The sequence below is a fragment of the Bradyrhizobium sp. SZCCHNS3052 genome, from assembly GCF_032484495.1.
GTDB lineage: Bacteria > Pseudomonadota > Alphaproteobacteria > Rhizobiales > Xanthobacteraceae > Bradyrhizobium.
The window spans coordinates 282,251-308,968 of sequence record NZ_JAUETB010000008.1 but is presented as its reverse complement, the minus strand read 5'-3'; the positions used below and the strand labels follow the sequence as shown (position 1 = coordinate 308,968).

26 protein-coding genes are annotated in these 26,718 nt (G+C 67.0%); 16 read left to right on the top strand and 10 right to left on the bottom strand.

All coding sequences use genetic code 11. The features are described 5' to 3' along the window. The coding region (locus QX073_RS24140) for a hypothetical protein (protein WP_316226494.1) at nucleotides 1-182 on the top strand (182 nt) is incomplete at its 5' end. A gap of 308 nt (nucleotides 183-490) precedes the next feature. On the opposite strand, the gene QX073_RS24135 is transcribed toward QX073_RS24140, so the two are convergent. Together QX073_RS24135 and crtD are read right to left on the bottom strand one after the other, a co-directional pair. Next, complete coding sequence (locus QX073_RS24135) at nucleotides 491-1,195, bottom strand: hydratase (protein WP_316226493.1); 705 nt, start codon at nucleotides 1,193-1,195, stop codon at nucleotides 491-493. A gap of 155 nt (nucleotides 1,196-1,350) precedes the next feature. Further along, nucleotides 1,351-2,880 (bottom strand): 1-hydroxycarotenoid 3,4-desaturase CrtD, encoded by a 1,530-nt coding sequence (gene crtD / locus QX073_RS24130; RefSeq protein WP_316226492.1) that lies wholly within the window; start codon nucleotides 2,878-2,880, stop codon nucleotides 1,351-1,353. A gap of 121 nt (nucleotides 2,881-3,001) precedes the next feature. Between crtD and QX073_RS24125 the strand changes: the two genes are divergently transcribed. The 12 genes from QX073_RS24125 (at nucleotide 3,002) to QX073_RS24070 (ending at nucleotide 13,893) form a co-directional block, all read left to right on the top strand. After that, a complete protein-coding gene (locus QX073_RS24125; protein ID WP_316226491.1) occupies nucleotides 3,002-3,871 on the top strand; it encodes a polyprenyl synthetase family protein in 870 nt (289 codons plus the stop codon). Nucleotides 3,872-4,207: 336 nt separating this feature from the next. Next, nucleotides 4,208-5,353 carry a methyltransferase gene (locus QX073_RS24120; protein ID WP_316186763.1) on the top strand — a complete coding sequence of 382 codons (1,146 nt, stop codon included), beginning with the start codon at nucleotides 4,208-4,210 and terminating at the stop codon, nucleotides 5,351-5,353. A gap of 89 nt (nucleotides 5,354-5,442) precedes the next feature. Beyond that, nucleotides 5,443-6,384: a chlorophyll synthesis pathway protein BchC gene (gene bchC / locus QX073_RS24115; protein WP_316226490.1), complete on the top strand. Its 942-nt coding sequence runs from the start codon at nucleotides 5,443-5,445 to the stop codon at nucleotides 6,382-6,384. After that, a complete protein-coding gene (locus QX073_RS24110; protein WP_316226489.1) occupies nucleotides 6,381-7,379 on the top strand; it encodes a chlorophyllide a reductase iron protein subunit X in 999 nt (332 codons plus the stop codon). Before bchC ends, QX073_RS24110 begins: the two co-directional genes overlap by 4 nt. A gap of 31 nt (nucleotides 7,380-7,410) precedes the next feature. Then, entirely contained in the window at nucleotides 7,411-8,961 is a 1,551-nt protein-coding gene (gene bchY, locus QX073_RS24105) for a chlorophyllide a reductase subunit Y (RefSeq protein WP_316226488.1), read from the top strand. After that, a complete protein-coding gene (gene bchZ / locus QX073_RS24100) occupies nucleotides 8,961-10,412 on the top strand; it encodes a chlorophyllide a reductase subunit Z (RefSeq protein WP_316226487.1) in 1,452 nt (483 codons plus the stop codon). Before bchY ends, bchZ begins: the two co-directional genes overlap by 1 nt. Before the next feature lie 30 nt (nucleotides 10,413-10,442). Then, nucleotides 10,443-10,670, top strand: coding sequence for a hypothetical protein (locus tag QX073_RS24095; RefSeq protein WP_316226486.1), 228 nt, complete (start codon nucleotides 10,443-10,445; stop codon nucleotides 10,668-10,670). A gap of 151 nt (nucleotides 10,671-10,821) precedes the next feature. Further along, nucleotides 10,822-11,055 carry a light-harvesting antenna LH1, beta subunit gene (gene pufB / locus QX073_RS24090; RefSeq protein WP_315714305.1) on the top strand — a complete coding sequence of 78 codons (234 nt, stop codon included), beginning with the start codon at nucleotides 10,822-10,824 and terminating at the stop codon, nucleotides 11,053-11,055. Between the two features lie 16 nt (nucleotides 11,056-11,071). Continuing rightward, nucleotides 11,072-11,260 carry a light-harvesting antenna LH1, alpha subunit gene (gene pufA, locus QX073_RS24085; RefSeq protein ID WP_315714306.1) on the top strand — a complete coding sequence of 63 codons (189 nt, stop codon included), beginning with the start codon at nucleotides 11,072-11,074 and terminating at the stop codon, nucleotides 11,258-11,260. Nucleotides 11,261-11,401: 141 nt separating this feature from the next. Then, nucleotides 11,402-12,247 (top strand): photosynthetic reaction center subunit L, encoded by an 846-nt coding sequence (pufL, locus tag QX073_RS24080; RefSeq protein ID WP_315810497.1) that lies wholly within the window; start codon nucleotides 11,402-11,404, stop codon nucleotides 12,245-12,247. A gap of 18 nt (nucleotides 12,248-12,265) precedes the next feature. Then, nucleotides 12,266-13,192, top strand: coding sequence for a photosynthetic reaction center subunit M (gene pufM, locus QX073_RS24075; RefSeq protein ID WP_315750173.1), 927 nt, complete (start codon nucleotides 12,266-12,268; stop codon nucleotides 13,190-13,192). A gap of 17 nt (nucleotides 13,193-13,209) precedes the next feature. Then, nucleotides 13,210-13,893 carry a biliverdin-producing heme oxygenase gene (locus QX073_RS24070; protein ID WP_315750174.1) on the top strand — a complete coding sequence of 228 codons (684 nt, stop codon included), beginning with the start codon at nucleotides 13,210-13,212 and terminating at the stop codon, nucleotides 13,891-13,893. A 256-nt stretch (nucleotides 13,894-14,149) separates the two neighbouring features. On the opposite strand, the gene QX073_RS24065 is transcribed toward QX073_RS24070, so the two are convergent. Together QX073_RS24065 and ppsR (QX073_RS24060) are read right to left on the bottom strand one after the other, a co-directional pair. Beyond that, nucleotides 14,150-16,324, bottom strand: coding sequence for a GAF domain-containing protein (locus tag QX073_RS24065; RefSeq protein ID WP_315714310.1), 2,175 nt, complete (start codon nucleotides 16,322-16,324; stop codon nucleotides 14,150-14,152). After that, entirely contained in the window at nucleotides 16,325-17,695 is a 1,371-nt protein-coding gene (gene ppsR / locus QX073_RS24060; RefSeq protein ID WP_315714311.1) for a transcriptional regulator PpsR, read from the bottom strand. 317 nt (nucleotides 17,696-18,012) lie between these two features. On the opposite strand from ppsR (QX073_RS24060), the gene QX073_RS24055 reads away from it, so the two are divergent. Continuing rightward, nucleotides 18,013-18,447, top strand: coding sequence for a c-type cytochrome (locus QX073_RS24055; RefSeq protein WP_315714312.1), 435 nt, complete (start codon nucleotides 18,013-18,015; stop codon nucleotides 18,445-18,447). Nucleotides 18,448-18,465: 18 nt separating this feature from the next. Here QX073_RS24055 and QX073_RS24050 read toward each other — a convergent pair whose 3' ends face one another. The 6 genes from QX073_RS24050 to QX073_RS24025 all read right to left on the bottom strand — a co-directional run bounded on the left by QX073_RS24050 (nucleotide 18,466) and on the right by QX073_RS24025 (nucleotide 24,606). Continuing rightward, entirely contained in the window at nucleotides 18,466-18,729 is a 264-nt protein-coding gene (locus tag QX073_RS24050) for a hypothetical protein (protein WP_315714313.1), read from the bottom strand. Nucleotides 18,730-18,740: 11 nt separating this feature from the next. Then, nucleotides 18,741-19,952, bottom strand: a complete 1,212-nt coding sequence (locus QX073_RS24045) for a geranylgeranyl diphosphate reductase (RefSeq protein WP_316226485.1) — start codon at nucleotides 19,950-19,952, stop codon at nucleotides 18,741-18,743. Between the two features lie 3 nt (nucleotides 19,953-19,955). Then, complete coding sequence (locus QX073_RS24040; protein ID WP_316172522.1) at nucleotides 19,956-21,290, bottom strand: BCD family MFS transporter; 1,335 nt, start codon at nucleotides 21,288-21,290, stop codon at nucleotides 19,956-19,958. Then, a complete protein-coding gene (gene chlG, locus QX073_RS24035; RefSeq protein ID WP_316226484.1) occupies nucleotides 21,287-22,189 on the bottom strand; it encodes a chlorophyll synthase ChlG in 903 nt (300 codons plus the stop codon). The genes QX073_RS24040 and chlG overlap by 4 nt, the downstream gene beginning before the upstream one ends. Before the next feature lie 14 nt (nucleotides 22,190-22,203). After that, nucleotides 22,204-23,571, bottom strand: a complete 1,368-nt coding sequence (ppsR, locus tag QX073_RS24030; protein WP_315768641.1) for a transcriptional regulator PpsR — start codon at nucleotides 23,569-23,571, stop codon at nucleotides 22,204-22,206. A 138-nt stretch (nucleotides 23,572-23,709) separates the two neighbouring features. Further along, complete coding sequence (locus QX073_RS24025; RefSeq protein ID WP_315750179.1) at nucleotides 23,710-24,606, bottom strand: B12-binding domain-containing protein; 897 nt, start codon at nucleotides 24,604-24,606, stop codon at nucleotides 23,710-23,712. 229 nt (nucleotides 24,607-24,835) lie between these two features. Here QX073_RS24025 and bchF point away from each other — a divergent pair, with 229 nt between their 5' ends. Continuing rightward, on the top strand, nucleotides 24,836-25,435 hold the full coding sequence (gene bchF, locus QX073_RS24020) for a 2-vinyl bacteriochlorophyllide hydratase (protein ID WP_315750180.1): 600 nt from the start codon (nucleotides 24,836-24,838) through the stop codon (nucleotides 25,433-25,435). Continuing rightward, nucleotides 25,432-26,718 carry a ferredoxin:protochlorophyllide reductase (ATP-dependent) subunit N gene (locus tag QX073_RS24015; RefSeq protein ID WP_316226483.1) on the top strand — a complete coding sequence of 429 codons (1,287 nt, stop codon included), beginning with the start codon at nucleotides 25,432-25,434 and terminating at the stop codon, nucleotides 26,716-26,718. Before bchF ends, QX073_RS24015 begins: the two co-directional genes overlap by 4 nt.

Sequence of the window (26,718 nt, the reverse complement as noted above, 5' to 3'; positions counted from 1 at the left end):
CCGCGTTGACCGTTTCTTTCGAATGCCCATCGCAACCTCCTCATCGAGTGTTGCGACGACCAATTGAATCCGCCACCGGCATTCCCTGCGCGACGGTCTTCACGCTTATACGCAGTCTCCCTGGTGCGCCGGGCTTGTTGGCCACCATCACCACGCGGCACATGAGCGCCATCGCGGCTTGATACCAGCGTCGGGGTATCAGGACGCTGCGACTTCACGTCCGCAAGACATCGTTCGTCGGCACCCTCGTCGAAGAGAATGCTGCGATCCCTCGCGGCCATCGCATCCCCACCTCGCGTGTCGTGACGATCGCGCGCTACGCCCCTCTGCGGTGAGGCGGGATGCGCGTAGACAATCATGATTTCAGATAAATAGCAATAGGTTTATTTTTATCGGAATTCGTCCCGCCGCATTCCGCCGTCGTTCCGCGACCATTGCAAGTCTGCTGCGCTCGCCAGCGACTGCGGTCAACGTCGCCCCTGTCCCATCCTCACCACCGCGGCATCCGGAACGGCAGCATGGCCTGGACGATCGGCATCTGGAAGCGGTCGAGCGACAGGCTCTCATGCATCACCTCGACATCCTCGCCGTGCAGACGGGCGGCGAGATGGGAGCGCGCGTAGAACGGGGCGTCCTCCAGCGTGTTCACGACGCGCACCGGTGCGTCGGCGTCGGCGCGGGCGCTGCGGTCGACCCGCCACAGGGTCTTGCGCAAAGGCGCCTCCGTGAGCGGCGTGATCGATTCCAAACGGCCCGCGGGGTCGACGTGCAGCGCGAGCGACGTATTGGCGCCGTCGCGCGCGACCGTGTCATACGAGATCACGGTGCCGGTGCGCGTCGCCGCGCGCGACCATTGCCAGCTCTGGAAGTCGCGCCCCAGCGGCGCGTCGCCATGGTTGATGTCGAAATAGCCGTCGCCACGCCAGCGCAGATCGGGATGATCGAAATCGACCGACACGCGGCAGCATGGCGCGATCGGCTGCCAGCGGTGGCGTCCCTCGGCATCGAGCGTGAACGCGATCTCGTTCAGCGCCGTCGGCACGACGCGGACGCGACCGCGCAGCGGCAGCGGCCAGGGCACGCTGACCTCGCTGATCTCGATGGTGAGTTCGCGGCCGTTCCAGGCGAGGCTGCTGGGACCGAGCCCGAGGCTGGCAGATTCGCGCGTGATCGCGCCGCGGCCGCGCTCGGTCATGGCCCAGCGCCGCGCACGCGCGCCGTAGAGCGCAACGTTGAGCGCACAGTGATTTTCGGGATCGGCCGCTCGCCGCCGCCGCGCCCACGCGTAGTACGGCGAGAACACGCTGCCGACGAAGGCGATGAGCGTGATGCCGAATCGCCCGTCATCGCTCAGCGCGTCGACGTACCACCATGCATAGCCGTCTTCCGGGACAATGCGGTCGAAGCGAGGTCCGCGATCGCCCGTGCAGCGGCCATCCGGCCCGACAGCGCCGCCATCGGCACGCCCGGTCCCGGATGCGCGCTGCCCCCCGCCACGTAGAGCCCCGGCAGCTTCGTCGGCGCGCCCGGCCGCTGGAACGATGCCATCCAGCCGTGCGAGCTGCGGCCGTACAGCGCGCCCCCCGTGCCCGGAAACATCCGGTTGAAGTCCGTCGGCGTCGTCACGCGGGTCAATTCCGGCGTCGTCGCGATGCTGAGGCCGCAGCGCTGCAACAGGTCGAAGGTCTGGCGGGCACATTGGCTGATCTCCGAGGGAGCAAAGCTGTGATGGTCACCGGTGGCGGGGGCGTTGATCAGCACGAACAGCGGCTCGCTCGTCGCAGCCTCGCGCGGCTGGTCGTCGCGCACCTGCGCGCAGACATAGACGGTCGGCTCCTGCGGCATCGTGCGACGGTCGATCAACTGCTCGAACTCGGCGCGGGAGTCGCGCGAGAAGAACACGTTGTGACGCAACAGCGGAAAGCCGTCGGCGCGCGCCATGCAGCTCCAGGTCATCGCCGAGAGCGAGCGCGCCGATTCCGGGATGGCGGGGAGGGCTCGCGCCGCCTCGGGTCCGAACAGGCCCTGCGCCAATGCCGCGACATCGGCGGTGGCGATGACGGCGTCGGCGGCGATCTGCTCGCCATTGGCGAGCTGCACGCCCGCAGCGCGGCCGGCGTTCGTCGCGATGCCGGCGACCTCGGCGTCATAGCGGATGGTGACGCCGTGGCGCCGCGCCAGCGCCGCGAGGCACGCGGCGAGCTCGTGCATGCCGCCGTCGATCAGCCAGACGCCGGACTGCTCGACATGGGCGACCAGCATCAGCGTCGCCGGCGCATGGAACGGCGACGAGCCGCAATAGGTCGCGTAGCGGCCGAACAATTGCTGCAGGCGGGCATCGTGGAAATAGCCGCCGAGCGCCTTCCACAGCGTCTGGAATGGGCGGATCGCGGTGAGGTCGCGAAAGCCGGCGGTGCGCAGGAGATGCGTCATGCTCGGCGCCGGCGTGCGGATGAAGGGATCCTTGAGCACTTCGAAGATGCGGCGGGCATCCCGGCAGAACGCGCGATAGCCCTCGGCCTCGCTGCGTCCGGCGAAATGACCGATGGCGTCGGTCGATTGCTCCTCGTCGGCGAACAGATCGAGCGTGCGGCGATCGGTCCAGGCGTGACGCGCGAGAACGTCGAGCGGCGTCAGGGTGAGATGATCGTCGAGTGCGGTGCCGATCTCGGCAAATAGCTCGTCGAACACCCAGCGCATCGTGAACACGGTGGGACCGGAGTCGATGCTGACAGGTCCGATCGCGATCTGGCGCATCTTGCCACCGGGTACGGCGGCGCGCTCCAGCACGGTCACGGCAGCGCCGCGCGCGGCGAGGGTGAGCGCGGCGCTGAGGCCGGCGACGCCGGCGCCAACCACGATCACGCGGTGATCGGCCATCACTTCTGCTCCTGTCCGCCCGGCCCGACGCAGGAAATGTCTAGCATGATTTACAGTATGTGTGTAAGTTGAAATTTACATAGGCGAGGGCCGGCATGGCCTCGCGGCAGGGGAGGCTGGCATGGACGTGATGGCCCGGATCGAGAAATCCCTCGTCACAGCGGTCGCTCTGGCCGACCGGCCTGGATGCCCGCCGCGCCTCTCGGCCGCCATGCAGTCCGCGGTGTTTCCCAAGGGGGCGCGGGTTCGTCCGCGGCTCTGTCATGCGGTGGCCAGCGCCTGCGGCGACGACGAGCCGGCCGCGACCGATGCGGCGGGATCCGCGATCGAGCTGCTGCACTGCGCCTCGCTGGTGCATGACGATCTGCCTTGCTTTGACAACGCGGCGTTGCGACGCGGGCGGCCCTCGGTGCATGCCGCGTTCGGCGAGCCGCTCGCGGTGCTCGCGGGCGACGCGCTGATCGTGCTCGCCTTCCAGACGCTGGCCAAGTCGCGCTGCTCGCCGCTGCGGCTGGCGCAGCTGATCGCGACCATCGGCGATGCCGTCGGCGTACCGCATGGCATCTCGGCTGGACAAGCCTGGGAATGCGAGCCGCAGATCGATCTGTCGCGCTATCACCGCTCGAAGACCGGCGCGCTGTTTGCGGCGGCCACCGTGTCGGGTGCCGCTGCGGCAGGGCATGAGAATCCGGAAGCGTGGCGCACGCTCGGCGAGACCATTGGCGAGGCCTATCAGGTCGCCGACGACATTCGCGATGCCGCCAGTGACGAAGAGGAGGCGGGCAAGCCCGTTGGCCAGGACGCCGCGCATGGCCGGCCCAACGCCGTGCTGATCTATGGGCTCACCGGCGCCGTCAGCTATCTGCACGATCTCGTCGCCGACGGCATCCGCACCATGCCGCCTTGCGCCCACGCGCACGAGCTGCGCGTCCTGATGGAGCAGGAAGCCAAGCGCCTCGTGCCGCGCCGCCTGGCGGCGTCGGCGGCGTGATTGTTCGGCCGCATGGGATGGCGACGGTCTCACCACACGAGCGTTGCTCACCCTCCCCTGGAGGGGGAGGGTCGACGCGCGCGAAGCGCGCGGCGGGGTGGGGTGACAGCCCATCCGCGCGCGCAGTGCCGGTGATACCCCGCAGGCTTAGGCAGGCGCAGCGAAGAGCATCGGGACTCATAAGCACCAATTTCCGAGCCCACCCCACCCCGCCGCGCGCTTCGCGCGCGGCGACCCTCCCCCTCCAGGGGAGGGTGGGCACCTGCGTGTGTCGAGCCATTCGGACCAATCAACTGCGTCAGCCAGCGCAACCTTTGTGGTTGGAGCCCTAGCGCCATGCCCGGGGCCATCCGCCACAACGCGCCGGCGCCGGTCAGCTTCGGCGATCGCTGGCGCGGCTGGCGGGACGGGCTGCTGGCGAGTGCGGCGTTCCAGCGCTGGGCGGCGGCGTTTCCGTTGACGCGGCCGATCGCGCGCAAGCGTGCCGCGGAGCTGTTCGATCTCTGCGCCGGCTTCGTCTACTCGCAGACCTTGGCGGCCTGCGTGCAGCTCGATCTGTTCGAAGGCTTGCGTTCCGGCCCCCGCGATGTCGCGACATTGGCGTCGCGCGCGGCGATGGCCCCCGACGCGATGCTCAGCCTGTGCGAGGCGGCGTCCGCGCTTCAGCTGCTCGAGCGCCGCGGTGCGGCGCGCTACGGGCTCGGGCCGCTCGGCGCGGCGCTGCTCGGCAATCCCGGCATCGCCGCCATGGTTCGACATCACGCCGCGCTGTATGCCGATCTCACCGATCCCGTGGCGCTGCTGCGCGGACATGACCGCCAGCGCCGGCTCGCACAGTACTGGCCGTATGCGCTGGACAAGACCGGCGATGCGCTGACACCCGACAGCGTCGCGCCCTACACGGCGCTGATGGCGGCGTCGCAGCCGATGATCGCGGACATCGTCCTCGCAGCCTATCCCCTGAGCGGCCACCGTTGCCTGCTCGATGTCGGCGGTGGTGACGGCAGCTTCCTCGCCGCCGCCGCGCGGGCTGCGCCGCAGCTGCAGCTCAAGCTGTTCGATCTGCCGGAGGTCGCCGCGATCGCGCAGGAGCGTCTCGCCAAGGCCGGCCTGGCCGATCGCGTCACGACCACGGCCGGCAGCTTCTACGATGATGCGCTCCCGACCGGCGCGGACGTGATCTCGCTGATTCGTGTCGTGCACGATCACGACGACGACGCCGTGGCGCGGTTGCTCGCGAAGGTGCGCGCCGCCTTGCCTGACGATGGCGTGCTGCTGCTGGGCGAGCCGATGCGCGAGGCGGCCGGCGGGGCCGACGGCGTCAGCGCCTATTTCGAGATCTATCTCCGCGCGATGGGACAGGGGCGGCCGCGCAGCGCCGCCCGCTTGCGCGACCTGCTCCAGGCGGCGGGTTTTTCGCAGGTGCGAGTACTTCGTACGCGAATTCCGCTGATCGCAAGCGTGATTGTCGCGAAAAGCTGACACCCGGACTGTAAATAAATATTGACACTTCTTTCAGTCAGGCTAACCTGACACCCGTAACTAAGCGGGCGTCGCCGGGGAGTTGGGCTATGGACGCGATCGCCGTCGTACTGGGGAGGCCGAGGCAATTGTCGCTGCAGCACCTGCTGCTCGCAGACGTCCCGGACTGCCTGACCGTCGACATCGAATGGAGCGCGATCAGCACCGGCACCGAACGGCTGATGTACGAAGGCCGCATGCCGCAGTTTCCCGGCATGGGCTATCCGCTCGTGCCGGGCTACGAGGCGGTGGGCCGCGTCGCGCACGCCGCCCCGCATTCCGGTTTTCGTAAAGGCGAGCGTGTGTTCGTGCCGGGCGCGGCGCGCTGCTTCGGCGAGGTCAGGAGCCTGTTTGGCGCCGCCGCCTCGCGCCTCAACGTTCCCGCACAGCGCATTGTTGCGATCGATGAAACGACCGGCGAGCGCGGCGTGCTGCTGGCGCTGGCGGCCACCGCCTATCATGCATTGTCGATCGGTGGTGACGGTCAGGCCGAATGCGTGGTCGGCCATGGCGTGCTCGGCCGTCTGCTGGCGCGACTGATCGTGGCGATGGGTGGCGATCCGCCTGTGGTGTGGGAGAGCAATCCGGAGCGCGCCATCGGCGCGACCGGCTATCGCGTGATCGATCCCGCAGAGGACAGCAAACGCGACTATCGCCTGATCTTCGATGCCAGCGGCGATGCCGGCCTGCTCGACAGCCTCATCGCTCGCTTGGCGCCGCGTGGCGAGATCATCCTCGCCGGCTTCTACAGCGCGCCGCTCACCTTCTCCTATCCGCCGGCCTTCATGCGCGAGGCGGCGATCCGCGTCGCCGCCGAATGGAAGCACGAGGATCTGCTCGCGGTGCGCAATCTCATCGACACCGGCAGGCTGTCTCTGGACGGGCTGATCACGCACCACGCCGACGCTTTGTCCGCGGAGAGCGCCTACCGGACCGCGTTCGACGATCCGTCATGTCTCAAAATGGTCTTGGACTGGAGAGCTGCCGCATGAATGCCCCGACCAAGATCAGTGAGATGACCGATGCTCTGCGCGCCGAAGCGGCGATCGAGCCGGATGCGCCGTCGACGGCTGCACCGAAGAAGGCCACGCAGATCATCGCGATCTACGGCAAGGGCGGCATCGGCAAGAGTTTCACGCTCGCCAACCTGTCCTACATGATGGCCCAGCAGGGCAAGAAGGTGCTCCTCATCGGCTGCGATCCGAAGAGCGACACCACCTCGCTGCTGTTCGGCGGCAGGGCCTGCCCGACCATCCTCGAGACCTCCTCGAAGAAGAAGCTTGCCGGCGAGGAGGTCAAGATCGGGGACGTCTGCTTCAAGCGCGACGGCGTGTTCGCGATGGAGCTCGGCGGGCCCGAGGTCGGCCGCGGCTGCGGCGGACGCGGCATCATCCATGGCTTCGAGCTGATCGAGAAGCTCGGCTTCCACGATTGGGGCTTCGACTACGTGCTGCTGGACTTCCTCGGCGACGTCGTCTGCGGCGGCTTCGGCCTGCCGATCGCGCGCGACATGTGCCAGAAGGTGATCATCGTCGGCTCCAACGATCTGCAATCGCTCTACGTCGCCAACAACGTCTGCTCGGCGGTGGAGTATTTCCGCAAGCTCGGCGGCAATGTCGGCGTCGCCGGCATCGTCATCAACAAGGACGACGGCACCGGCGAGGCCGCCGCATTTGCCGAGGCGACCGGCATTCCGGTGCTGGCCTCGATCCCGGCGGACGACGACATCCGCCGCAAGAGCGCGAGCTATCAGATCATCGGCCGGCCTGGAACGCCCTGGGCGCCGCTGTTCGAGCATCTCGCCAAGAACGTCGCCGAGGCGCCGCCGCAGCATCCGCACCCCCTGACGCATGACGGCCTGCTCGGTTTGTTCAAGGGCTCGGATGTGGGACGCGGCGTCGTGCTGGAGCAGGCGACGCTCGAAGACATGTGTGGCAGCGCCGCGGTGACCAAGCCGTCGCTCGAAGTGATCTACGACAATTTGTGATGGGATCGGCCGACGAGCGGAATGTAATGCAATGAGCGATCCTGTGGTCCATCAGGCAATGAGCGCGCAGAGCGGCGCAGAGGCAGGCCTCCTGCCGGTGCAGCCCGAGGCGCTCGGCTGTCATGCCGGCAAAGCCGAGCTCAAGAAGGCGGCGGATGCCGCCGGCAAGAGCGAGGTGCTGGCGCGCTATGCCGCGGATTATCCGGCGGGACCGCACGACCAGCCGCAGAGCATGTGTCCGGCGTTCGGCTCGCTGCGCGTCGGCCTGCGCATGCGCCGCACCGCGACCGTGCTGTCGGGCTCGGCCTGCTGCGTCTATGGCCTGACCTTCACCTCGCATTTCTACGGCGCCCGGCGAAGCGTCGGCTATGTCCCGTTCAACTCGGAGACGCTGGTCACCGGAAAGCTGTTCGAGGACATCCGCGACGCCGTGTTCAAGCTGGCAGATCCCACCAACTACGATTGCGTCGTCATCATCAATCTCTGCGTCCCCACCGCCTCGGGCGTGCCGCTGCAGATCCTGCCGAAGGAGATCAACGGCGTCCGCATCATCGGCATCGACGTTCCAGGTTTTGGTGTGCCGACCCATGCCGAGGCCAAGGATGTGCTCGCCGGCGCGATGCTGAACTACGCGCGCCGCGAGGCGGAGCAGGGCCCGGTGCAGGCGCCGCGGGCGCCACGCGGCGACAAGCCGACCATCACCCTGCTGGGAGAGATATTCCCCGCCGATCCCGTCGGCATCGGCATGATGCTGGCGCCGCTTGGCCTCGCCGCAGGCCCCACCGTGCCGACGCGCGAATGGCGCGAGCTCTATGGCGCGCTGGATTGTGCGGCGGTGGCGGCGATCCACCCGTTCTATACGGCTTCGATCCGCGAGTTCGAGACGGCGGGCCGTCCGATCATCGGCTCGGCGCCGGTCGGCTGCGATGGCACCGCGGATTGGCTGGAAGCTGTCGGCAAGACCTGCGGCGTCGGGCGCGCGCAGATCGATGCGGCCAAGACCGCGGTGCTGCCGGCAATTCGCGCGGCGCTTGCGGCCACGCCGATCCGCGGCCGCATCACGCTGTCGGGATATGAGGGATCGGAGCTGCTGGTCGGGCGTCTGCTGGCCGAGAGCGGCGCCGATCTGCGCTATGTCGGCACCGCCTGTCCGCGCACGCGCTGGTCGGAGGCCGATTGCGCCTGGCTCGAGAGCCGCGGTGTGCGCGTGCAGTACCGCGCCTCGCTGGAGCAGGATCTCGCGGCGGTCGATGAGTTCGCGCCGGATCTCGCCATCGGCACCACGCCGGTCGTGCAGAAGGCCAAGGCGCGCGCGATCCCGTCGCTCTACTTCACCAATCTGATCTCGGCGCGGCCGCTGTTCGGCGTGTCCGGAGCCGGCTCGCTGGCGCAGGTCGTCAACGCGGCGATCGCAGGCAAGGCGCGCTTCGACGAGATGCGCGACTTCTTCGAAGGTGTCGGTGAGGGCGACAATGCGGGCGTGTGGCAGGGCACACCGGTCGAACGTCCCGAATTCCGCGACAAGTTCCGCAAAGCGGTCGCGGCGCAGGCCAGGAAGCGCACGTCCGGGGAGATGGTGTGATGCTGATCCTCGACCACGATCGCGCCGGCGGCTATTGGGGAGCGGTCTACGCGTTCACCGCGATCAAGGGCCTGCAGGTCGTCATCGACGGCCCCGTGGGCTGCGAGAATTTGCCGGTGACCTCGGTGCTGCACTACACCGACGGCCTGCCGCCGCACGAGCTGCCGATCGTCGTGACAGGGCTTGGCGAGAACGAGCTCGGCCAGAAGGGCACCGAGCAGGCGATGAAGCGCGCCCGCGCGGCGCTCGATCCGGATCTGCCGGCGGTGGTCGTCACCGGCTCGATCGCCGAGATGATCGGCGGCGGCGTCACGCCGGAAGGCTCCAACATCAAGCGCTTCCTGCCCCGCACGATCGACGAGGACCAGTGGCAGAGCGCCAACCGCGCGTTGAGCTGGCTGTGGAGCGAATACGGCCTGCGCAAGATCCCGGAGCGCAGGCCGCGCAAGGACGGCGAGAAGCCGCGCGTCAACATCATCGGCCCGATCTACGGCACCTTCAACACGCCGTCGGATGTCGCCGAGATCCGTCGCCTGCTCGAAGGCATCGGCGCCGAGATCAACATGGTGTTTCCGCTCGGCAGCCATCTCGCCGATGTCGGAAAGCTGGTCGATGCCGACGTCAACGTCTGCATGTATCGCGAGTTCGGGCGGCTGTTGTGCGAGACCTTGGAGCGGCCTTATCTGCAGGCGCCGATCGGGCTGCATTCGACGACGAAATTCCTGCGCTCCCTGGGCGAGATGCTCGGCCTCGATCCCGAGCCGTTCATCACCCGGGAGAAGCATACGACGATCAAGCCGCTGTGGGACCTGTGGCGCTCGGTGACGCAGGACTTCTTCGGCACCGCGAGCTTCGGCATCGTCGCGTCCGAGACCTACGCGCGGGGCCTGCGCAATTTCCTGGAGACCGAGCTCGGGCTGCCCTGCAGCTTCGCGATCTCGCGATGCGCCGGCGCCAAGACCGACAACGACGCCATCCGCAAGGCCATCCATGAGCGGCCGCCGCTGGTGCTGTTCGGCAGCTATAACGAGCGCATGTATGCGGCGGAAGCCGGCAGCCGGTCGATCTACATCCCGGCCTCGTTCCCGGGGACGGTGATCCGCCGCCACACCGGCACGCCGTTCATGGGCTACTCCGGCGCGACCTATGTCGTGCAGGAGGTCTGCAACGCGCTGTTCGATGCGCTGTTCAACATCCTGCCGCTCGCCACCCAGCTCGACCAGATCGCGGCGACGCCGGCGCGACTCGAGCGTGAATTGCCGTGGGATGACGGCGCCAAGCTCGCGTTGGATCAGATCATCGAGACGCAGCCGGTGCTGGTGCGGATTTCGGCGGCCAAGCGGCTGCGCGACGCGGCGGAACGCGGCGCGCGCCAGGCGGGGCTGGACAAGGTGACGGAAGATGTTCTCGCGCATGCGCGGTCGCAGCTCGCAACGGGCCAGGCCGCGTAGGGCACGAGGATAGCGGACAGGGAGAGGACGATGTCGTTATACGAGCGCATTGATCGTGACGTCGCGCCGAGATCGCGCGAGCGCATCGACTATCTCCTGGTCTACGCGGTGTGCTTCGCCGTGCTGATGGTCGAGGGCGTGCTGCGCCGGATCGGCTCCATCATCACCGGCCAACGGCCCGCGCCGCTCGGCGCGATCGTCGGTGAAGCAAGGATCAAGGCCGCGAACTGCGCGACCTCGTCCTTCATGGGACTTTGAGTTCGAGAGCTATGAGTTCGCTCTCCAAGGCTTGCTAGGAATTCGTGCGGCTCGCCGCATGGATGCCATCCCGGCGACGGGATGGCGCTTCGACGCCGCTCATCTCGGTGAGTGGCATCCGGCCGAAAGGCCAACACCAGGAGGTACCACTATGGTGGACGTACCAAACAAGGGAGGCTCTCTGTCGGGGCTGACCGAAGCGGAGGCGAGGGAATTCCATAGCATCTTCATGACGAGCTTTGTGGTCTTCACGGCGGTTGCGATCGTCGCCCACATTCTCGCCTGGATGTGGCGTCCCTGGCTGCCCGGGCCGACTGGCTACAAGGCGGCGGCGCTGGATGGGGCGACCCATTACGCCAATATCGTGCTCTCCTACCTGACCTGATCGAAAGGAGAAAACTATGTGGCGCTTGTGGTTGTTGTTCGATCCCCGCAGGGTTCTCGTGGCTCTCGGCGTGTTCCTGTTCGGGCTGGCATTGGTGATTCACTTCATCCTGCTCAGCACCAACCGGTTCAACTGGCTGGAGGGACCGCGTGCAGCGAAGACGTCGTCGATCTCCGAGCCGGCGACCCCGCTGAAGCTCAGCTAACAGCTCGACGACCAGAGGGAAGCGGACGTGCGACGGCGGCAGACCCCGTTCGCCCGCTTCCCAAATCCTCTTGTCCACGAATTCACGACACGACGACACGACACGCAGCATATCGAGCGACGGGCAGCGGAGGCAGGACCGATGGCAATGCTCAGCTTTGAACGAAAATACCGCGTCCGCGGCGGCACGTTGATCGGCGGTGACCTCTTCGATTTCTGGGTCGGACCGTTTTATGTCGGCTTCTTCGGCGTGACGACGATCTTCTTCACCTTCGTCGGCGTGGCGCTGATCCTCTACGCCACGGCGCTCGGACCGACGTGGAATCTCTGGCAGATCAGCATCAACCCGCCCGATGCCAAATACGGGCTGTCGTTCGCGCCCCTCACGGAGGGCGGCTTCTGGCAGCTCATCACGGTGTGCGCGCATGGCGCATTCGTCTCCTGGGCGCTGCGGGAGGTCGAGATCTGCCGCAAGCTCGCGATCGGCTATCACGTACCGTTCGCCTTCGGCTTTGCGATCTTCGCCTATTTCACGCTGGAGGTGATCCGTCCGGTGCTGATGGGCTCGTGGAGCTACGCCTTCCCCTACGGCATCATCACCCATCTCGATTGGGTGTCGAACACCGGCTATCAGTTCGGCAACTTCCACTACAATCCTGCGCACATGATCGCGATCACGTTCTTCTTCACGACGTGTCTCGCGCTCGCGCTGCACGGCGGACTGATCCTCTCGGCGAGCAATCCGGGCCGGGGTGAGGAGATGAAGTCGCCGGAGCACGAGAACACGATGTTCCGAGATCTGATCGGCTATTCGGTCGGCACGCTCGGCATCCACCGGGTCGGCCTGTTCCTGGCGTTGTCGGCCGTGTTCTTCAGCGCGGTGTGCATCGTCATCTCCGGTCCCGCCTGGCTGCTGCCGGAAGGCAATGCCTGGTCGGACTGGTGGGAGTGGTGGCGCAGGGTCCCGATCTGGTCGCCGCCGCAATGAGTTCAAGGAGAGGTCACCATGGCCCAATACCAGAACATCTTCACGCAGATCCAAGTTCGCAGTGCGATCTACCCGGGCATCCCGATCGAGCCCGGAATCTGGGAGCGGCTCGGCAAGGGCAGCTTCAACTACTGGTTCGGCAAGGTCGGCGACGCACAGGTGGGGCCGGTCTATCTCGGCTTCCTTGGCCTCGCCTCGCTGATGTCCGGCTTCGTCGCGATCGAGATCATCGGTCTCAACATGCTGGCGTCGGTGAACTGGAGCCCGCTCGAGTTCATTCGACAGTTCCCGTGGCTGGCGCTGCAACCGCCGGCGCCGGAATATGGCCTGCAGATCTTCCCGCCGCTGCAGGAGGGCGGCTGGTGGCTGATGGCCGGCTTCTTCCTGACGACGTCGATCCTGCTGTGGTGGGCGCGCACCTATCGCCGCGCCCGGGCGCTCGGCCTCGGCACGCATGTGTCGTGGGCGTTCGCGGCGGCGATCTGGCTCTATCTGGTGCTCGGCTTCATCCGGCCGATCTTCATGGGGAGCTGGAGCGAGGCGGTGCCGTTCGGCATCTTCCCGCATCTCGACTGGACCAACAACTTCTCCATCACCCACGGCAATTTGTTCTACAACCCATTCCACATGCTCTCGATCGCCTTCCTGTACGGATCGGCGCTGCTGTTCGCGATGCATGGCGCGACGGTGCTCGCGATCAGCCGCTACGGCGGCGAGCGTGAGCTCGAGCAGATCGTCGACCGCGGCACGGCCTTCGAACGCGGTGCGCTGTTCTGGCGCTGGACGATGGGCTTCAATGCCACGGCCGAATCGATCCATCGCTGGGCCTGGTGGTTCGCCGTGCTTTGTCCCTTGACCGGCGGCATCGGTATCCTACTGTCGGGCACCGTCGTCGACAGCTGGTTCGACTGGGGCGTGAAACACGGGCTGGCGCCGCCGCGCTGACTGCTGCAGGTCGAGGCATGTTGGACAGAGTCGAATTGGATCGGATCGAGACGGCCGGACGCAGCGCGCGCCCGGCCAGTCTCTTGCAGGCGATGCGCGAGCGTACCAAGACGCTGCACGTCACCGCGGAGCGGACCGGGATCGTCGCCGAGCTGCTGCGGGGACGCGGCACGCGGCAGGCCTACGCGTTGTTGTTGCGCAATCTGATGCCGGTCTACGAGACGCTCGAAGCGGAGCTGCTCCGCCATCAGGGAACGCCGGTGATGGGCCGCATCGTGCGGCCGGAGCTGCATCGCAGTGCTGCGATCAAGCTTGATCTTGCGTGGTTCGATGCGAGCCCTCTGCCGCTGCTGCCCGAGGCCATCGCCTATGTCCGGGTCATCCAGGAAGCGGGAGCCGGCTCCGGCCATCGGCTGCTGGCCCATGCCTATACGCGCTATCTCGGTGATCTCAGCGGCGGCCAGATCATCAAGAAGATTCTCGCGCGTTCGCTCGAGCTACGGCCCGAGGCGACGTCGTTCTACGAATTCCCCGAGATCGCTGATATCCCGCGGTTCAAGGACGACTACCGCGACGTGCTGGAGCAGGCCGGCGCGGCGATGGCGGAGCATGAGACCGTCGTCGAGGAGGCGGCATTGGCGTTCGAGATGAACATCACGCTGTCGCAAGCGCTGCAGGAGGCGGCCGGGCTGAGAACGTGATGTGCGGAGGCCTGATTGATCCTTCGCCATCGGTTTGGTCGAATACGATCGCGTGAGACCCCGCGTCCTCCCCCGGGGGCGGTGGGCTCCGCTCCTCCTTTCCGGCAGGGCAATCGCATATGCCCTTCCAATTCGGCCCAGCCGCAACTTGGATCGCAGAGGCCGACGTCGGGAGATTTTCGAATCCAGATTGGCTCTCCGGAGGCAGGACGGACAAGGCAGTCGAGGTCGCCCGGACGAGAGCTGCGGCCCGCCGTCACTCTTCGCTCTGCGAGCGGTACCACACCAGGTGCTCGAGGATCTCCAGTGTCCGCGTGGTCGAATTGCGGATGCTCTCCAGCATCTCCGGCATGCTGCCGGCCTGTGCTCCGTGCGTCACCTCGAGCGCCGCGAGCTGCGCGTTCTCCACGGTGGAGGCAGCGAGCTCCTTGTAGATCAGGCTTGCGCTCTGATCGAGCCGCAGCGTCGGCCGGCGGGCGCCGTCGATCTCTTCCTGGAAGCGCGCGCGGGCCGCCTCGGCGGTCTTGCGCTCGGTCAAGTCCGAGAAGATCAGCACGAAGCCGAGCACGCGATCATACGGTGCGATCACCGGGTCGGCGCGCACCATCAACGGCCGTTGCGGCGAGGCGCCGCCCGTCAGTGTCAGCTCGCCGCGCCAGCTCCGCTTGTTGCGCATGAGGTCGTCGAGATTGGCGCGGAATTCCGCCGGCGCCGTGCAGTAGCTGCCGAGATCGCGCAGATGCGGGATGTGCGGATGCGGGGCGCGCAGCTGCTGCTCGAACGCTTCGTTCATCAGCAGGATGCGGCCCTCGACATCGGCGATGATGACCGGCTGCTCCGAGCGCAGCACCTGAGCGCTGATCGTGGCGAGCTGGTCCTGCGCGATCACCATGCGGACCGAACGCAGCTGCAGCGCCACGTCGGCGACCGTTTCGCTCACCGCGCGGGCGGAGGCGAGCTCGGCGCTCGACCACGGCTCGGACTTGCCTTCGACCAGCTGATGCCATTTCGCAAACGAGCGCCGCGGCGACAGATCCGACGGATCGTCGCCGATGATGACGGCCTTGAGCGGATCGCCGCCCCAGGTCACCGTCCGGACCTGCTCCGGCCGGAACCACAACAGATACTCGCCCTCGCTCGCCGACAGCGGAGCGGCGATCAAGCCGCTGGCGATCGAGCGGATGTCGGCAAAGGACGGCTCATCGAGCGTCAGCGAGCTGGTCGCCGTCAAGCCCTCGGGGGCTGCTCCCGGAGTGTTGCGCCGGCGATCGAGCCAGGCGGCGAGGTCGCGGATGCGCTGCGTCGACGGGACGTCGCCGGCGGTCGTGACCTGGCCCTCGAACAGCAGCGCCGCGCCGCTGGCACCGAGCGGCTGCAGCAGCGACTGCGAGCCGTCGAACAGCGCGGCCTGCCATTCGCCGTCGCGCGACACCGCTTCGACCAGCCGCTGCTCCAGCCGGCGCACGACCAGCTCGGACTGGCTTTGGGCAAAGCTCTCCAGCGCCGCGATCCGGATCGCGCAGGTCTCGGCCAGCGCCTCGCCTGCCGCGCGAATGTCGAACGGCACGAAGCGCGGCTCATAGTGATGGCAGGCGATCAGTCCCCACAGCCTTCCGCTGACCATCAGCGAGCACACCAGTGTCGCGCCGACACCCATGTTCTGCAGATATTTCTGGTGGATCGGCGACATGCTGCGCAGGCAGCTCAGGGACATGTCGAGATCGCGGCCGTTGAGCGGCGAGATGCGCGGCTGCAGCGGCACAGGCCTGTAGTTGACGTCGACCAGGAGGCGCACCCGGTTGCGCTCGTAGAGCCGGCGCGCGATCTGCGGAATGTCGGACGCCGGATAGCGGTTGCCGAGAAAGGCCTCCAGATCCGGCCGCCGCCGCTCCGACAAAACCTCGCCATGGCCATCTTCGTCGAAGCGATAGACCATGACGCGGTCGTAGCCGGCGATCTCCCTAAAGATGGTCGCCGTCTCGTCGCACAGGCCGAGCAGCGATGAGGCTGAGGTGATGCGGTGGAAGGCGCCGTCGAGCGCAGGCGCGATGTTGGTCGTCTTCGTCGCCGGCTCCAGCTCGACGATCAGCCCGCCATTCGAGGGCCGGTGAAGCGTGCAGTCGACCCGGCGCGGCGGCGCCCCGGCGGTGCATCGCAGGGTCATCGGAGCCAGATGGAGCGGGCTGTTGAGATGCGGCAGGATCTGCAGCGCGAGATCGCCGCCAAGATCGCGTAACGGACGTCCGACCACGGAGCCAGTGTTGAGGAAGGCGGCCGCATTGGTGCTGGCCTGGATGACGATGTTGTCGGGCTCCTTGACCGCCAGGAGAATGCCGTGCGGCTGGATCGAGCCTGCGAGATGAATCTGTTCACGCTCGCAATCCGCAAGAGTAGCGTGGCCGAAGGCCGGCGTTGTCAGCGGAACGGGCAACTATCTCCCCTTTTCGGTTTCCTCGTCGCTTTCTTCGAGCTGGCTCAGATTATACCGATCGAGCTTGGCGTAAAGACTCTGGCGGCTGAGGCCGAGAATTTCGGCAGCCGACGTCCGGTTCCCGTTGGCGAGCTCGAGCGCAGCGCGGACGTAATGCTGCTCGACGACTTCGACCGTGCTCCTCACCAGGTCGCGCAATGGTGTTTTGCCGACCGATTCGTTGATGCCCGCGAGGGCGACCCGCAGATTGTCATGCTCCGCCGTGGGCGACAACCGCCTGGCGATGTTGCGCAACACCAGGCCAATCCGGCGCTGGCCGTCGAGGCCATGGGCGGCGGCCGAGATCTCGACCTCGGTCTCGGTTCCGAGCTCGCCCTGGATCGTGGTCGACAGCAGCCGGACGGCTCCATGGCGCTCGACGTTGGAGATCAGCACCGAAAGGTCGGCGCCGGGGCGCGTCAGCCACCGGCTGAGCTTCTCGCCGATCAGCGCCTCTTTCGATCCGACCTCGACCAGCTCCAGGAAGGCCCGATTGGCGCGCTTGACGGCACCGGTGCCATCGATGCTGATGACGGCATCGGGAAGATTGTCGATCAGCGCCTCGGGATCGTCGGGCAGCGGACCGGGCTGCGCGGCCTTGCCGATCGGCGCCATCTGCAGCAGGAACATCGGGGCGGTGTCGCTGCTCATCAGCGATCCCCGGAGCATCCAGGGGGCGGTGTCCTGGCCGAGGTGAATCACGATGCCCGGCGCCTTGCCCTGGTCGCGGACGCGCCTCAGCATCAGCTCCACCGGCTCGCGATCCTTTTGCGGGATCTCCTGCAGGAACTCGCGGCCCACCAGATTGTCCCGGCGCCGGCTTGAAACGCCGAGCGCGGCTGCCGCCGTCCGATTCGCTTCGACGATGCGCAGATCTGACACCTTCGTCAGCAGCACAGCCTCGTTGGAATCCTCGATGACCAGGCGGTAGCGCGTCTCGATCTCGCGCAGCTTCCAGTAGTCGCGCTCGATGGTCTGCTGGGCCGAGATCAGCCGGGCCTGGAGCTCCGCGACCGCCTGCAGATTCTTGCCGATCGCCAGCATGCCGGCCCGGCCACCGAGTAGCACGGTGGTGAATTCCATCGGCAGCTCGAGACCGCTCGGGAATCGCTGCGTGATCTGTCGGAACGCGGAAATGCCGGTCCGCCTGGTGTCCTGCATGATGCGCTCGATCTTCTCGCTCGCATCATCGACGATCTCGGACCAGGGACGGCCGAGCCAGATGTCGACATTCTCGGCTGACATGTTCGGCGACAGCGTCGCCTCACGGATCACGCCGTCCATGTCCAGCAGCAATGTCACGTCGGGTCGTGGACCGTGAAACTCGGCCATGGTCTTGGCACCCGTTATCTTGGCACCCTCTTGAGACGCTCGGGGGATCGCGGCCAGTTCATTTGGCGCGCATTTTGAAGGTGTTGCGCCCCATCCCGCTAACGTATTGAGAGTCTTGAGAATGTCGTTAGCCCATGCAGGGCGCTCGCTGTCAAGGCTTATTTCAGAGCATCCAGCTTTCGTTGGTATCCCTGCGCTTATTGCATGTTCGAGCTGCGACTTAATCACTCGGGTGAGAATGACAAGATATCATGACACTGATAAATGTAACGATGAGGTCACATGGGCTAACGGAACGACAAACTGGGAGGATGCACATGCTCAAGGCGGGTTTGGTTGCGGCAGTCGTGGTTGCAACGTCGGGAGGCGCCGCATTGGCGCTGGACGGCGGCGACGCTGCGAAGGGCGAACAGGTCTTCAAGCAGTGCATGACCTGCCATCGGATCGGACCGGAGGCGAAGAACGCGGTCGGTCCCGTGCTCACCGGCGTGGTCGGCCGGCCTACCGGGACCTATCCGGGCTTCGCCTATTCTGAGCTGAACAAGCATGCCGGCGAGGCCGGGCTGGTCTGGACCGAGGACAACATCTTCGCATACCTCCCAGATCCCAACGCCTTCCTGAAGAAGTTCCTCACCGACAAGGGCAAAGCGGATCAGGCCACTGGATCGACCAAGATGGTGTTCAAGCTCGCCAACGAGCAGCAGCGCAAGGACGTCATCGCGTATCTGAAGACATTCTCCGAGAAGAAGTGATCGGTATCTGCCGACCCCTCATCGCCAGCGCTGCCGCAGATCGGCGGCGTTGGCGAGACCCGAGGCCGCCAGACAGCCTGCGAGCCAGAACCAAGGCGCCCCGATCAGCGCGCAGCGCAGCGCCAGCAGCAGGAACACGCCGGCGAGCAGGTTGGGCAGCAGTCCAAGCGGGCTGATGCCGCGGCGGTGCCGCTGCCAGATCCACGCCACGGCGGCGAACTCCACGGCGACCACCGCGAGGATCAGGTCGACCAGATGCGGGCTGCGAAACAGCTCACCCATTGCGCGAGCCGCTAGGCGGCCCTCGCGAGCCCGGTGAGGTGCGCGATGTTCTTGAAGAAGATGCGCACATGCGACAGCGGCTTGGCGCGGACCAATTCCTTGTTCATGTAGGCGTCCCAGGTCAGCTGCTGGACGTCCTTGTCACGGCAGATCGCGACGAAGCGCTCGCGGCGGGCGTCGTTCGTGTACCAGTAGCGCTGCATCATGCCGAGGATGAAGAACACGGCGCCATGCTTGCGCATGAAGGATTTGCGGGCGGTGGCCAGGGCGGCGGCATCGCCGGTCTTCAGGAACAGGGCGACGGCCTGGGCCGCGGCGCGGCCGCCGGCCATCGCGTAGTAGATGCCTTCACCGGAGGCCGGGGCCACCACGCCGGACGCATCGCCGGCCAGCACAACGTCGCGGCCATTGTCCCACCGCGACAGCGGCTTCAGCGGGATCGGCGCGCCTTCGCGGCGGACGGTTTCGAGATCGTCGAGCGCGGCGGCCTTGCGGAATTCGGCGACTGAGCCCCGCAGCGAAAAGCCCTTATGCGCGCTGCCGGTGCCGATGCTGGTGGTCGGTCCGTGCGGAAACACCCAGCTGTAGAAGTCCGGCGACAGCCGGCCGCGATAGACGACATCGCACCGCGCGGCATCGAACACCGGATGGCTGCGGTCCGGCGAGCGGACGATCTCGTGATACGCGAACACGTAGCGCATCTCGCTGGCTTCGGGGATGCACTGGCGCGCCACGGCCGAGACCGCCCCGTCGGCGCCGATCACGGCGCGGGCCCGCACACGGTCCTCGCGCACGCTGCCGTCGTCCATGCGCCTGACATAGTGCACCACCGACTCGCCGTCGTCGTCGCGCGCGATATGGCTGAAGGTCCCGGTGCGGCGAATCGCGCCGTTTGCGGCGGCGCGCGCGCGCAGCCATTCGTCGTAGTGCTCGCGATCGACCATGCCGACGAAGCCGCCGTCGATCGGCATGTCGACGTCCCGGTTGCTCGGCGACACCATGCGGGCGCACGAGATTCGGGCCACCAGCAGATGGTCGGGAATCTCGAACTCGGCGATCAGCCGCGGCGGAATGGCGCCGCCGCACGGCTTGATGCGACCGGCCTTGTCGAGCAGCAGCACATGATGACCCTTGCGGGCGAGATCATTGGCGGCGGTGGCGCCGGCGGGACCGCCGCCGACGACCACGACATCAAAGCATTCCGGGCTGGAGGAGGGGCTCATCGGTCATGCTCCCAGATTGGCCGGCTGCGCCGCCAGCGTCGGTGATGGCTCGCGCGGGCGCTTGATCCAGATCGCGAGCCAGGCGGAGAGGACGAACAAGGCCGCTTCGGCGGCGAACACCGCCGCGTAGGCCGAGGCGGTCGTCGGCATGAAATGGCGCGCGGCGTCGGCCGCCGCGGTGCCGACAAAGCCGCCGATGCCGAACGAGATTGCCTGCGAGGCGCCCCACAGGCCCATGCGCGTGCCCTCGCGGTTGTCGCGGCCCTCGCTGACCATGTTCATCATCGCGCCGATCGCGGCGATGGCGTAGACGCCGTTGGTGATGCCGAGCAGCAACACGGAAGCGCGCAGTGGCCAGGCCGGGCCGACGGTCGCGGCCGCAACCAGGCTGAGCAGCGCCAGCGCCGAGGCGAGGCAGCCGCCGATGATCCACGGCTGCGGCCGCATCCGCCAATCGGCATGCAGGCTCGCCATCGCCGGCATCAGGATCATGCCGATCAGTGCACCCATGTGTTGCACCGATGAGAGCTGCGTGGTCTGGCCCGGCGTCATGCCGAACACGCTGCCGGCGAACGGCTCCAGGATCAGGTCCTGTGCGCTGTAGGCGAGCATCGAGACGAAGATGAAGATCGCGAAGCGCCGCGCCTGCGGCTCCCGGCAGATCTCGCGGAAGTCCTGCATGAAGCCCGACCGCTCCGCGATGGCGGAGGTCGTCTCGGCAGAGGTGTCGGGCTGCTCGATGCCCCAGACGCCGAGCAGCGTCAGCACCATGGCGATCGCCGAGACCGTGCCCGACACCAGCATCAGCCGCTCGCCGGAGAACGGATCGAGCGCCTTGCCGGCCACCGCCGTGGTGACGATGAAGCCTGTGATCATCATGATCCAGGCGATCGAGGCGGCGGCGCTGCGCCGCTCTGGCGCGGTCCGCTTGGCGAGCAGCACCAAGAGCGACGTGCCGGCGGCGCCGACCCCAATGCCGATCATGATGAACGCGATCACTGCGAGCGCCAGGCCGAGGGCGAGGTGGGCTGCCATCAGCGCGGTGGCGGCTGCGGCCAGCAGGCCGCCAGCCGCGAGCACGGCCATGCCGCCGACGATCCAGGCGAAACGACGCCCGCCGACATCGGAGCCGTGGCCGAGCCAGGGCCGCAGCACCTGCATCGCATAGTGGATCGCGACCAGCAGGCCGGGGATCATCGCCGGCAGCGCCAGTTCGATGACCATGACGCGGTTGAGCGTCGAGGTCGTCAGCACCACGACCGCGCCGAGCGCGGTCTGCACCAGGCCGAGCCTGACGATGCCGAACCAGGACAGAGGAGCGGGCGCAGCGTTGCTCATGCCGACAACCCCGCCAGCGCGAACGCCGTGACCAGCATGCCCAGCACGTAGAGCAGCACGCCCGTGCCGTTGTACCAGGGCGCGAGCTCGCGCGGGTTCGTCATCAGCCGCCGCATCAGCACCAGCTGGGCCGCGATCAGCGCAACCACGATGATGGCGTGGGCCGGGCGGCTCCAGACAATGAGCAGCGTCAACACCGCAACCTGCGCCAGCGCCATCGTGATGCAGGCGAGGCGCGCGGCGCGCTCGGCGCCGAGCAGCACCGGCAGCGAGTTGACGCCGCTGACGCGGTCGCCGCCGATCGACTTGAAGTCGTTCAGGGTCATGATGCCGTGCGCGCCCGCGCTATACAGCAGGGCGACCGCGAGCACGGGCCAGGACGGCGCCTGCGCGCTCATGATCGCCGCCGCGGTGATCCAGGGCAGGCCTTCGTAGCAGAGGCCGACGGCGCTGTTGCCCCACCAGCCGTTCTGCTTGAGCCGGATCGGCGGCGCGCTGTAGGCCCAGGCCAGCGCGAGGCCAAGCGCCGCAGCAGCAAAGCCCCAGGTGCCGAGCAGGGTGGCGACGCCGAGCGACAGCACCGTCCAGATCAGCGCAATATAGAGACCCCAGCGTCCGGGAATGCGGCCCGACGGGATCGGGCGGTCCGGTTCGTTGAGCGCATCGACATGGCGGTCGAACCAGTCGTTGACGGCCTGGCTGGTGGCGCAAACCATCGGCCCGGCGAGCATGAGACCTGCGATCACGACCGGCCAGCGCGGCGCCAGTGGCGCGCCGGACGAGATCACGCCGCAGCCGAACGCCCAGATCGGTGGAAACCAGGTGATCGGCTTCAACAGCTCGAGAACGGCCGAGGGATGAAGCCGGGGAGCGAGGGGGACGGGCGCGATCTCGGTCATTGCAACTGTTCCCCCTATTCCAACTGGCTGTCTTCTTCGCTCGGCTCGGCAAGGCCATAGCGCCGCAGCTTGACGTAGAGGCTCTGGCGGCTGAGGCCGAGCATCTCGGCGGCGGTGGCGCGGTTGTCGCCGGTCAGCTTGAGCGCGGTCTCGATGCACATCCGCTCGATCACGTCGGTGGTCTCGCGCACCAGCTCCTTGAGCGGCACGCGGCCGATCAGCTCGGCGAGCTGCTCGCGGGAGCGCGGAATATAGCCGTGGTCGCCGCCGTCGCCGGAGATGCGCGGGCCGACGTTGCGGATGGTGAAGCCGAGCCGGGCCTGGCCGGGCGCCCCGACCGTGCTGGCGGAGATCTCGACGTCGACCGGCGAGCCGTGCTCGCCGCGGACGACGCTGGAGAACAGCTTCACGCTGCCATGCTGGCGCAGATTGGTCAGCATGACCGAGAAATCGATCGCCGACTTGCCGATCCAGCGGTCGATCGTCTCGCCCATGATCTGGTGCATGTTCTCGATCTGGGCAAGCTGGAGGAAGGTGGCGTTGGCGTGCAGCAGGCGGCCGTCCATGTCGGTGATGACGAAGCCGTCGGGCGCCGATTCGACGAACTGCACGAGCTGGGTGTTGACGTCGGACGTCCTGGGGAGCGCAGGCTGCGACGTCTGCGGCGAGAACCGCAGCAGGAACAGCGACGAGTTGTCCTGCCGGAAGAAGGTGCCGTCGAGCAGATAGTCGCGGCCACCGTCGAGCCGGATCTTGGCGCGTTCGATCTTGCCCTGCGAGCGGATCGCCAGCGACAGGGATTGCGACATCGCCATGTCGTCGAGCAGCAGCACGTCGGGAAACAGCTTGCCGATCAGATTGGCGGCGCCATGGTCGAGCAGGGCGGCCGCGGCCGGATTGGCCTCGACGATGCGATGGCTCACCGCATCGACGATCAGCACCGGCTCGGCCGTGATCTGAAACAGGATCCGGTAGCGCGATTCGGCGTTGCGCATGCGCGAGTAGTCGCGCTCGATGGCAACTTGCGCCTCGATCAGCTTCTGCTGGAGCGCGGCGGTGGCGCGCACGTCGCGGCCGACCGCGATGAAGCGCGCCGCGCCCTTGATCGCCACCACCGCGAACAGGATCGGGATGTCCGGCCCGCGCGCGGCCGGATAACGCACCTCGCGCCAGCGCGACACCTTGCGCTGGGAGGCTTCGGCGAGCAGCAGCTCTGGCTTGGTCTGGCTTTCCTCGGACACTGTTGCTTGCCAGGATCGGCCGATCCACGCGTCTGTGTTTCTCAGTTCAAGCGGCAGGCCGGCTTGTTGAAAAGCCAGGTCCTGAATGTTGCCGTCGGCGTCGAGCGCGAGCGCAATGTCGGACGCTGCGGCCACCAGCATGCCCGCAACATCCGCATTGAGGTCGCCAAGCGACTCTTTCGGAGCTCTGAACGCCCTCACCAACGCCGTTGTCCTCCCAGTCAAGGAGCTTTCGCGCGGCAAGTCTCGTTCCAGCATTCATCTTCACTGCACCCTCAGCTATCGCCGTTCGGTCAGAAGACTGACGACGTGCCGGGCTTGCGAAGCCTCTCTGCTCGGATCGGAGACGACACCGTCGCCGCCGACCAGGAGAACGAGTTCAGGCCGTTCAATAAAAGCAGGACCGCAGACCAGCACGCCGACGTCCTGGTTGGAGGACTCGCGCCGGACCATCCTTATGTTCGAGGCAAGATCGTCAAGCTTCTTGTCGCTGTTGGCGAAGAACTCGACGACGTTGAACCACTGCGAGCGAAGCGTCTCGACGAAGCCGCGATCGGCCGTGTCCGGCTCGATCCAGGTCTCGAAGCCGTCGCGACGGAAGAACTCGCCGGCCAGCACGAGACCGAACATCATGTGGCCCAGCTCGCGCCTGTCGCCCGGCGCCGTGGTCAGCAGCACGCGCAGCCCCGCGGGCGCGACCGAGAGCTCGGCGCAGAAGGCCGAGCTGAAATGCCGCAGCAGCTGCTGCAGCCGCCACAGCGCGAGCGTGACGTCGGCGAAGTCGCGCTCGTCGTCGGCCCACAGATGGCGCAGATGGTTCGCGGTGGGGACCAGGAGATCGAGATAGATGCGTTCCAGGGTCTCGCCGTGATCGCGATGCGCCTGGATGCAGGCCACCGCGCCAACATCGTCCGCATCCAGCACGAGTTCGGCGAAATCGGCCGCCTCCTGCGCCGAGGCCGTGATGATTGCCGGGACGCGTTCGAGCGCGGAGGCATGGGCCATCACGAGCCGCGGAATGATCTCGGCTTCGATCGCGTCGTTGAGTTGAGGGTGACGTGTGTTGCGCAGCGGCGCGATGATGCGCGGCGATGCAGGCGCATGAAAGCCGGGCTGCCCACGCTTCGTCCGAAAGCGGGCTCGCGGAAATCGGGCTGTCTCATTGAGCTCGGTCATAAGCGCCTCCCCTCCATATGAGCGCACGTCACTCGTTGCGTCAATATTATTTGACGTCAATTTTGATTGACACTCTTCCTGCCCAGGTCTAGCGTTTCCCCATCGGGCTCGCACTCGGGGATTTGCGATGCGCCACCTGCGAACTGCACAACGTAGCGCTGATCAGACCGAGTGCGATGCACCACAAATCCCCCTGTGGTTGTCGTCATCGCATCACTGGGCACCGATGTTGTCAAATCATCTTTACACACGGTGTGACGCCCAGTTCACATCCGCCACCGATCCGTCGCTCTGGAGCCAGCTCTGCTTCACCCCTGAACCGGCGCCGCGTGCAAAGCGGCAAGCGCTTTACACGCCTGAGGAAAAGCGCCGGCGCGACGCCACGCCATGGACCCTGGTGCAGGGCATTCTGGCGCCGCTGCAATTTCTCGTCTTCCTGATCAGCCTCGGACTCGTGGCGCGCTATCTCGCGACCGGCGAGGGACTCTGGCTCGCGACCGCCTCGGTCGTTCTGAAGACAGCGCTGCTCTACACCATCATGATCACCGGCTCGATCTGGGAGCGGGTCGTGTTCGGGCGTTATCTGTTCGCACCGGCCTTCTTCTGGGAGGACGTGTTCTCGATGCTGGTGATCGCGCTGCATACGGCCTATCTGGCCGCGATCATCGGTCATATCGGCAGCGCCCAGCAGCAGATGCTGCTCGTGCTCGCCGCCTACGCCGCCTACGCGATCAACGCCGCGCAATTCCTGCTCAAGCTGCGCGCGGCGCGGCTGCAGGGCGAGGCGATGGCGCCGGCCGCCGTCACCAGCGTGGAGCGCGCGTCATGACCATTCACGCGCAAGCCTGCACCGTTTCAGCTGCATCGTCACCGGATGGTGTGCTGCGCGAGCGCGGACAGCGCGAGGTGTTCTGCGGCCTCACCGGCATCGTCTGGCTGCATAGGAAGATCCAGGACGCGTTCTTCCTCGTCGTCGGCTCGCGCACCTGCGCGCATCTGATCCAGTCGGCCGCCGGCGTCATGATCTTCGCCGAGCCGCGCTTCGCCACCGCCATCATGGAGGAGCGCGATCTCGCCGGCCTCGTCGACGCCAATGACGAGCTCGACCGCATCGTCGCGCAGTTGCTGGCGCGTCGGCCCGAGATCAAGCTGCTGTTTCTGGTCGGCTCCTGCCCGTCGGAAGTGATCAAGCTCGACCTGTCACGCGCGGCGCTGCGGCTGTCGCAGCGCTTCTCACCTGATGTGCGCGTGCTCAACTACTCCGGAAGCGGCATCGAAACGACGTTCACGCAAGGCGAGGATGCCTGCCTCGCGTCGCTGGTGCCGGTGCTGCCCACCGCCGATCGCAGCTCGGCGCCGTCGCTGCTGGTGGTCGGCGCGCTCGCCGACGTGGTGGAGGACCAGTTCAGGCGGACCTTGGCGGCAATCGGCGTCGACCAGGTCTCCTTCCTGCCGCCGCGCCGCTCCTCGGAGCTGCCCGCGATCGGCCCCGAGACGCGCGTGCTGCTGGCGCAGCCCTTCCTCGGCGACACCGTGCGTGCGCTCGAGGAGCGCGGTTGCCGCCGCATCGCTGCGCCATTTCCGCTCGGCGGCGAAGGCACCGCGCTGTGGCTCGCAGCCGCCGCCGACGCCTTCGGTGTCTCTCGCCCCCATGTCGAGCGGACCATCGCGCCGCTGAAGGCGCGGGCCGAGCGCGCGCTGGCGCGCTACCGCGCGCAGCTCGCCGGCAAGCGCGTCTTCCTGTTTCCGGACTCCCAGATCGAGATCCCGCTGGCGCGTTTCCTGGCGCGCGAGATCGGCATGGAGCTGGTCGAGGTCGGCACGCCCTATCTGCACCGCGATCATCTCGCCTCCGAGCTGGCGCTGCTGCCCGATGGCACGCAGCTCAGCGAAGGCCAGGACGTCGAGCGCCAGCTCGACCGTTGCCGCGCCGCGCGGCCCGATCTCGTCGTCTGTGGGCTCGGCCTCGCCAATCCGCTGGAGGCCGAGGGTCTCACCACCAAATGGTCGATCGAGCTGATCTTCACGCCGATTCAGGGGTTTGAGCAGGCCGGCGATCTCGCCGAGCTGTTCGCGCGGCCCTTGCTGCGGCAAACCCGACTGGCGGTGTGA